Annotated in this window: 7 protein-coding genes; 5 read left to right on the top strand and 2 right to left on the bottom strand. The window is 45.6% G+C overall.

What is annotated here, in order from left to right; all coding sequences use genetic code 11:
* The 4 genes from KKE17_04275 to KKE17_04260 form a co-directional block, all read left to right on the top strand.
* The coding region (locus tag KKE17_04275) for a DUF4384 domain-containing protein (protein ID MBU1709202.1) at positions 1 to 1008 on the top strand (1008 nt) is incomplete at its 5' end.
* A gap of 91 nt (positions 1009 to 1099) precedes the next feature.
* On the top strand, positions 1100 to 1747 hold the full coding sequence (locus tag KKE17_04270; protein ID MBU1709201.1) for a hypothetical protein: 648 nt from the start codon (positions 1100 to 1102) through the stop codon (positions 1745 to 1747).
* Positions 1748 to 1835: 88 nt separating this feature from the next.
* Complete coding sequence (locus tag KKE17_04265) at positions 1836 to 3839, top strand: alpha/beta fold hydrolase (GenBank protein MBU1709200.1); 2004 nt, start codon at positions 1836 to 1838, stop codon at positions 3837 to 3839.
* Between the two features lie 109 nt (positions 3840 to 3948).
* Complete coding sequence (locus KKE17_04260) at positions 3949 to 5409, top strand: caspase family protein (protein MBU1709199.1); 1461 nt, start codon at positions 3949 to 3951, stop codon at positions 5407 to 5409.
* Positions 5410 to 5425: 16 nt separating this feature from the next.
* Here KKE17_04260 and thpR read toward each other — a convergent pair whose 3' ends face one another.
* Entirely contained in the window at positions 5426 to 5974 is a 549-nt protein-coding gene (gene thpR, locus KKE17_04255) for an RNA 2',3'-cyclic phosphodiesterase (GenBank protein MBU1709198.1), read from the bottom strand.
* 112 nt (positions 5975 to 6086) lie between these two features.
* Positions 6087 to 7688, bottom strand: a complete 1602-nt coding sequence (locus KKE17_04250; protein MBU1709197.1) for a sensor domain-containing diguanylate cyclase — start codon at positions 7686 to 7688, stop codon at positions 6087 to 6089.
* A 464-nt stretch (positions 7689 to 8152) separates the two neighbouring features.
* On the opposite strand from KKE17_04250, the gene aroD reads away from it, so the two are divergent.
* Positions 8153 to 8839 carry a type I 3-dehydroquinate dehydratase gene (gene aroD, locus KKE17_04245; GenBank protein MBU1709196.1) on the top strand — a complete coding sequence of 229 codons (687 nt, stop codon included), beginning with the start codon at positions 8153 to 8155 and terminating at the stop codon, positions 8837 to 8839.
* Positions 8840 to 8859 lie beyond the last annotated feature (20 nt).

Here is an 8859-nt window from a genome sequence, read left to right as displayed (position 1 = left end):
CGGGTAATAGTGGATGCAATTTCCAGAGTGGAAAACAGGGTGACGCTGATCAATTCCCAGAAGGATATGCAAGGCGCCACAGGGGATGCGGTCAAAGCCCTTTTCGGGGGGCCGGCACTTGCCGCCCTGGATGAGCAGAAGTTGTTAATGGGGCCTGTTACATATGCGGACAGCAGGCAGGGCAGTTCCTTCGGGCTTCAGTTGCAACAGGTGATACGGCAGAATCTGACCAAGATTGAGGGTCTCATTGTTGTTGAGCCGATCAAAAGAAATACTGCGGTTGTCGAGCAGGCCATCAAGACTCGCGGCATCGGGATGAATGAAAAAACACCTGCTTTGGGTACTCCGGCTATGCAGGCGATGATCGACGGCGCCCAGGTAGCTCTTGAAGTGACATACACGGTGCAGGGCATGGAAGTATGGGTTGAAATGTTTCTTAAGGAAGCCGGAACGGACATCCTTAAGGGCGCATCTTCAGCAATCATTGACCGCAACACCATCCCCGTAACCCTTGAACTCATCCCCGACCTTGCGGATACTCTTCCGCCTTCGGTTGATAGCGCAAGTGCCGTTAAACTGGTTGTGACTTCACATCTCGGTGACGGCCAGACATATCAGGAAGGGGACACGATTTCCTATTTTGTCAGCTCCAACAGGGATGCTTTTGTCTTGCTTATTTATGAGGATGCTGAACATAATCTGATTCAGATACTGCCGAACAAATATTCAGGCAACGGATTTTTTAAGGCCGGAAATTATATGGAAGTTCCTGCTGCCTCGGACCCTTTTGAGTTCTTGATCCAGGGACCTTTCGGGATAGAGAAGCTCTGGGCTTTTGCCCTGACAAAGCCGCTTCCGAAATTATCCGGCATGGAGCTTGAAAACGGACTTACCCTGTTATCCGATAAAATGGATGTGATTTTGGGATTATTGAGGGCCTATGGCAATCAGTCCGGTGTGTCCTATGGTGAGGCCAAGACGATTGTCACAACCGTACCCCGAAGATGATATTGCTTGTAATAACATGTTTTTTGAGTATTTTTTTGAAATATAGGCGCAGGTTCCAAAGAGAAAAAGTGTAAAAATAAGGAGGAGTTCTATGATGAAAAAGATGATCGCATTGCTTGGTCTGATAGCTATTACAGTACTTTCAGGATGTGCTTCCCAGGAGAGTGGGCCGGTGGGCATTCCTGATGAAAGCGCGCAGGAAAAACTTATTTGGAGCTCCCAGGCTGAGCGTCCGGCCTGGACCATGGAAGAGCCGGATACAGAGGGAGATGTCATGTCGTTTGTCGGTGTATCTGACCGTTTTGCATCCGAGAAAGGCGCCAGGGAAGATGCTCGGCGTAATGCCATGGAAAGCGTTGTTAAATATATGGGCACCCTGGTAAAGGATAAATTCGAAAAAGCCGCCGTGAGTTTCGGCCTTGAGAGCAGTGTGGTTGATCCTACTGCCAGTGCCAGAGAGTTTGAAAAACAATTAGCGGTCAACATGGCCAGCAGCGTTAAAATGAAAAGCTGGTATATGGAGAAATGGCAGACAACTACAGGTGTAGGCTGGCAGGCATTTGTCCTGGGCAAGGTGCCTCGCAGTGCGATAGATGATACCTACAAGAACACTGCACGAGCCAAACAGAAGGATGCTGAGCAAAAGGCCAAGGATGCTGCTGACGAAGTAGCAAAGGCCCAGGCCGAGAAAGCGGCTGATTTCTGGAAACAGATGCAGGAGCAGGGTGTAGTTGAATAAGCAGTATATTTAATCAGATAAATTACCTCATGCCGGTGCAGAAATTTTGTTTTTGTACCGGCATGTTGCTTCTTGGAGATGACCTGAAATGAAACGGGTAGTTGTTTTTATCCTCTTGTTGCTCGTTGCCGTTCTTGTCACGGCCCCATTGTCCCAGGCCGCGCACAGGGTCTTTGCCGTGGATGTATCCCGGGCAATGAGCGAGACCTGCGGTGAAGGTGTTGACACACCCATTGATATCGCAAAAAAACGAATCAAGGCCATGTTCGATGAGTCGGAAAATAAAGAAGTGGGTGAGGATATATTTTCCCTTGTTACTTTTTCAAACAAGGCAAGCCTGGTTTTTCGTTCAGGTGACGAGAAGAGAGAATTCATTCCGACTCTTTTACGTTTAACCGCGGATAACAACGAGGCCTCTTTGTCTGCAGGGTTGTCAAAAGCCCTGGAATTAATTACCGAGACAGGCCGGACAGAGGGCAGCGATATTATAGTTTTTACAGCGGGGAGTGACGAATCCAGCGCAGAAATACTCAGTCAACTGGGCAAAATTTCCGCTCAGGGTGTTTATCTGCGTATTCATTTGTTTGAGCCGGGAGAACCCGAGGATTTTGCAAGGTTGCTGAGAGACAAATCGGATATAATTCGTATTGAAAGGTTTGCCTGTTCTTCAGAGGCGTTTAAAAATATTTGTTCACCGGACCCAACTGCGGATCAAGGGAGATCGAAAGAGAATGAAGTTGATGAAACCAGAAGCGAACACTTTACGGAAATCAGAACGATTATTGCCAGTTATCTCGGTATGGAGGCTGAAAAAATTACTCCGGAAGTTGATTTGATCAGCGATTTAGGAGTGGACCGACTTAAGGCCTTTGAGATACTTGCCGTGATCTGCGAGAAATATAATGTCGCATTGCCTGTGGATGATCTCAGTCGTGTCAGTGCCATCGCAAACTATGTTGATACAACTCCGGTAATCGGCAATATGCAATCATTTACCGCTTCTCAAATCCAGGGAAAGAATGATACTTCAATCCGGCGGCTTGAGACATCGCTTGCCCCGGTTGCGGCCGATAAACCAGCGGGTGAGTATACCCAGGAAATATATTATGGGACCAACAGGTTTGCCACCGGAGATAAAGATCCCGATATGTTTTTCAGCGGTAAGCGTTCCAAGGTTGGAAAGATCAGTTACGGTAAATGCGTCGTGTCAATTCCTGCCAATCATAAAAAAGGTGCCATTGAGTCTGCTTTTCTGGGGCTGAAATTCCTCGAAGACCCTAAGCAGCATATACGATTGAAAAGCGTTGAACCTATTGACCGGGCTGATTTTTTCAAGTTGTTGCGTAGCAAAATCAATCCCGATGCAAAGTCTGATGGATGGGACAATGATGCGGTGGTCTTTATTCACGGATTTAACGTAAAGTTTTCAGAAGCCGCCAAGCGAACCGCTCAGATTGCTTATGATTTCGAGTTCACCGGCCTTCCTTTGATGTTTTCCTGGCCATCGGACGGAAAGCTCTATTCGTATATGTCCGACCGTGAGGATGCGACCTGGAGCGCCGCCCATATTGATGAATTTCTCACGGATGTTCTTGAAAAGGTAGGGCCCAAACGGGTGCATCTTGTAGCGCACAGCATGGGAAATCAGGGGTTGATCGGGGCGCTGAACCGAATTGCCCTAAAGCGTGGGAAAATCATCAAACCATTATTTGCAACTGTCATTCTTGCGGCTCCGGATTTTGATGCCCAGCTTTTCCAGGAGCAGGTTGCCCCGGAGGTCATTGCTCTGGCAAAGGGGTGGACCATTTATACATCCGATAACGATGCGGCGCTTAATTTTTCCACAAAGATAAACAGTGCGTCTAGACTGGGACTTCCGGTGACACCCCTTCTTGGTATCGATGTAATTGACGCCACCGGTGTTGAAGTAACTCCTTGGAGTGTCCCGGAATTTCATTCATATTATGCCACCAAGCAAACCGTGGTAGAAGACATTGTCAGTGCGATCAAGGGAGTGGCTGCAGATCTCCGCAAACTGGAGCCGAGATCCGCGTCTGGTCTGAAATATTGGCGTCTGCAAACCGGATTATGAATATTAAGCAGAATTTTTTTTGATTTAAAGCGTTTTAGTACTATACTATGAGAATAAGCTTCAGGTCGTCGTCTTAATTTTTGTTTGGGATTATATTGGGAGAAAGGTCATGTTTTCTATAACTGGTATGCGTAAATATTTTTCTATTAGGCGGGTTTTATTTTTATTGGTACTCCTTGCCGCTGCTGTGATTTTTAATGCTTGTGCCGGCAAATCCGCAAATATCCAGACAATGCATGTTGCAACGCAGATCCCCGAGACCCCTAATTACAGATATATCAAGGATTTAAGCCACAGCAACGCCAATACTCGCCTGAAAGCGGTAAAAAATCTTGGGATGATGGGGGAAAGAGCAAATGATGCGGTGGACGCCTTGATCAATGCTGCGGCTCATGACCAACACCCCAATGTCCGCACCTATGCCGTCTACTCACTCATCCAGATTGCCCCAGCAAATAAAACCGTTGCCGGGCTCGCTGTAGCAATGATTAGCGATCCCAATTACAGAGTCCGGTCAAATGCAATAAAACAGATGCTCAAGTACGGATATACTCATCCCCTCTTTCTGGATGGCTTAAATGAAGTTGCATCCCGGGAAAGTAACCGCAGGGTGAAACAGCAAGCAATGACCGCCTATCAAAAGCTCAAGGTGAAATCAGTGCTTGATAACCGGGATTATTCTCAGGATGAGATTGTGGTGGCGGCTACAGACAAGCCACGCGAAACCAGTCAGAATCTTGCATCAACCCTCTCTTTTAATTTTCCAAAAGCAACGGAAGAGAATCGGTTGGCCGTGGCGGTTATTATCGGCAACAAGAATTACAAGCAGGCAGCCAAAAACGTCCCGGATGTGGATTACGCGCATAATGATGCGGATGCGATGTATAAATATGTTACGGAAACCCTGGGCTATCGGGAAGGGAATGTCATGCTGATGAAAGATGCCACACAGGCTGATTTTGTCGCGACCTTCGGGACCGCTTCAAATCCCAAAGGGAAATTATCGGACTGGATTCGTGAAGACAAGTCGGACGTGTTTATCTTCTATTCTGGGCATGGCGCTCCGAGTCTGAAGGATGGCAGCAGTTTTCTGCTGCCGGTGGATTCCGATCCCATGAAGGTCGAGCTCAACGGCTATCCCCTTGAAACATTTTATGCAAATCTTGCAAAGTTATCTACCCGAAAATTAACCGTGGTACTTGACGCATGTTTTTCCGGAAGTTCGTCCAGCGGCACGGTGGTTACCAATGCCTCTTCAATCTCACTTAAAGTTTTGAACACTAAAGCAGTTGTTCCCGGTGCGACGATCATCACGGCAGCCGACATATCTGAGATTGCTTCCTGGGATGAAAATGCCCGGCACGGTCTCTTTACCCGTCATTTTATTGAGGGAGTGACCGGCAAGGCTGACAACAAAGGCTTCGGCAATGAAGACGGGAAGGTAGACCTTGCTGAGTTGAAAAATTATCTCAATGAAGAGGTGACCTACAAAGCCAGAAGACTTTATGGCCGGGATCAGCATCCTCAAGTGAAAGGTGATGCTCAAGGCATTCTCTCCGTACTTAAATAATCTGAAGGGCCATGGTTTATTGTTTTACCACAGATAAGGGATAAGTGTTCTCAATAGAATGGAGTGCTCCCTTGGATGTAAGTTTGCTCGAATAAAGGTGGAATTCTTCCACCTGAAACTCTTCCGTTCTAAATAAACTGTTGCCTGCCAGAAAATTGCCGAGACGTTGTATCGGTGTGTCTTTAAGCCTTGCCAATGTTATGTGCGGGGAAAATTTTCTTTGCTCGGGTTCAATACCTGCTCGCACAAGGGTAGTTTCTATTTTATTTCTGAGATGCATAAGACTGGGGTTGTTTCCTGTTCCGGCCCAGAGAACTCTTGGAGTTTTTCGTGGCGGGAAAAACCCTATACTTTCAAGATGCATGGGAAAAGCTTGCGTAGTTATATTTGTTAATGTGTTGCTGATATCTTTAAATGTTGCGCCGTCCACTTCTCCGATAAATCTAATAGTCAGGTGGAGCTGATCCTTTTCAATCCATTTTGCTCCGGGAAGTCCATAATATAAAATGCCAAGCTGTTCCCTGATAAAATCCGGCAGATCTATGGCAACGAACAAGCGTATCATTGTTGGAAGTTGTACCGGCGGTTGAGTGCGTTGTCTGTTTTTTACATCAAGCTGGGTTGTGAGATCTCTGACACAATTACTTGAGGCCCGGAGTTTGATTTGAAGCGGGTTTTCATGCGGCGTCCATGGGATCCTGGCAGGCCATCACTCTGTTTTTCCCAGCGTTTTTTGCTTTATAAAGCGCCTTGTCCGCCTCTTCCAGAAGAAAGTTCGGCAAGAATGATTCATGGCAGGCAGTATTGCAGACACCGATGCTGATGGTGGTATGTTTTGGATTGCCAGGGTCCTTATTGATTATAAAGGGATGATTGCTGACCCGTTCCCTCAGTCTTTCCAGGGGGATAATCGCCTGATCCAGATTGGTCTGCGGCATGATGATCGTGAATTCCTCGCCGCCATATCTGGCAACGAGGTCACAATGCCTGACCTGTTCGCGCATGATAGAGGCCAATTGTTTGAGCAGCTCATCTCCTGCAACATGTCCGAATTCATCATTGAACAGCTTGAAGTTATCAAGATCGACCATAGCAACGGAGAGAGGATCTCCATAGCGATTGGAGCGGCTTACTTCGTCCTCAAGACGGTTATGCAGTAGTTTGCGATTGGCGAGTCCTGTCAAAGAATCATGCAATGAGAGATGTTTTATTTCTTCGTATAACTGAGCGTTTACAAGCGCAATGGATATCTGGTTTGAAATGCTGGTGAGCATGCTGATCTGGTTTTGAGAGGGGGTTGTTTCAGGTGGAAGATACAAGCACATGACACCAAGAAATTTTCCTTCAGCCTCCAGGGGCAGAATAATATGACCGTGGGCGGACATTTCAGGATAATTTGCGTGGTGTCTTTTATCGGTAAAACAATTTGTTGAAATTATTATTTCGCGGTTTTGGGCCGCAAGACCGCAGAGGCAATGTCCGAGAGGAATGTTTTTCTCCTGCTCGACAATTGATTCCTGGATGCCCTTATAATGACTAAGCTCCAGCCGGTCGGTAGTTTCGTTATACAGGAAAATGAGCCCCTTTTTTTCGATATTGAGGGTGGCTTGATCAAACAGGGAGTTCAAGGCGCTTTCAAGAACTGATTTTGTGCCCATGCTGCCGCTTACAGCGCTTGAAACTGCATAGACCGTAAAGAGTTCATTGAAGTTTTTTTCCAATTGTTCCTTGGCGATTGAGAGTTCTTTGTTCAGCTTGGTGCTGCTGAAAAAAACACCCAGGGTCTCACCGATATATTTCAGAAAAGTTTTTTCGTCTTTATTCAGTTTCCTTTTTCTGGGAAAAGGAAAGGCCAGAAAACCGATGTCAGCCTGTTCATGAAAAATCGGCGAAAAGGCGCATGCATCATCTTTTTGATTGATAAACGAACAGGTCGGTGGTGAATCGGCGCTGGTTGGAGGATCGCTGACAACAACGACATTTTTTCTGAATTTATAGTTTTTCAGAAGGTACTGGTGCGTTTCGCTCAGAATTGGTTCTTTCATTTTTGAAACGCTTAAAACATCGTCATCCATCTTGACGAAGATGGAAAGGTCATTTTTTATGTTCATGACCTTTTTAATGATGGGCAGAACGGAGTGAATAAAAGCATTTTCGTCTTCGATTTCAGCAAGGGTGACAGCAATTTTTTTCAAACCTTCAAGTTGAAGATCCTTCATTTTGATGAGTGTTTCAAACCTGTTTACAAGCTGGGATTGGTGATCGGTCTGCTTACTCATCTAGGGCCTCCGGAAAACATTTTAAATCTGAATCACTGAAAACTTATCTTGGGAATCAGCAGCGGCGATATAATCAGGGTTACTGAATGGTTTTTCATGAAGTTTCCTGACTCGATATAACATGCTTGAATTTTGTTATTTTTAGCATTTTATCTTGCCATCCAAAATCAAGGATATTTTTAACAGAGGCTCATTTGTTTTGCAATACTTCTGAGGAAACCGGTCGACCAATTAAATTGTTTGAGTATTTTGTTAACTGATAGGATTATTGGGATGCTTGATGCAATATGGTCATTGAATAACTTCAAGTAGTTCAGGGTCTGTGTTGACAAGAGATGGTGTTTAGAATAATTTGCTTTTTTCCCTTTCATGAAAACCTTTGAATAAGGATTGAGAGTGCTTCACGCACCTATGGGGAGTTTTAATACTATTTACAGCAAGTAACAAAAGACGGGGAAATATTTATGGAGAATTTCAGCATAACAGGGAAAATATGCGTATCAATTGCTGCTCCGACCGCAGTTAAAGTTTTGGAGCTTGCCAAGAGCGCCGAAGACAAGGCCGATGTTATCGAGATTCGACTTGATTCGTTGGAAATCCCAGAAATAAAAGCATTTGTCACCGAAATAACCAAGCCCATCCTTTTTACCAATCGACCGCGATGGGAAGGGGGAAATTATCAAGGGGAAGAAAAGGATCGAATTGCGCAGTTCTTCAAGGCGATCGAGGCGGGTGCTGCATATATTGATATAGAACTCAAGACATCCGGCAAATATGTTACGGAGCTGATTAAGGCAGCAGAACTAGGTCAAACAAAAGTTATTATTTCCTGGCATGATTTTGAAAGAACCCCTAAATCCAGAGGATTATCAAAAATTCTTTTCGAGCAAATCAGGCGAGGTGCTCATATCGGTAAAATTGTCACTATGGCCGATGATTTTGATGATGTTAATCGTGTTTTAGATCTTATTGATATTGCAAAGAAAAAACAATTTCCTCTTATCGCCTTTTGCATGGGGGATGCGGGAATGATGAGCAGGATTGCCACACTTGAACGCGGCGGTTTTATGACCTATGCCGCGCCGGACACCGGCGGAGGCACCGCAACCGGACAAATGCCGATTGCCGCGATGCGGGAAATATTCAAATAAGTCAACTCAACTGCTGATAT

It is taken from the genome of Pseudomonadota bacterium, from assembly GCA_018823135.1.
Classification (GTDB): domain Bacteria; phylum Desulfobacterota; class Desulfobulbia; order Desulfobulbales; family CALZHT01; genus JAHJJF01.
Note: the sequence above shows the minus strand (reverse complement) of the source record. Positions and strands in the feature narration are given on the sequence as shown.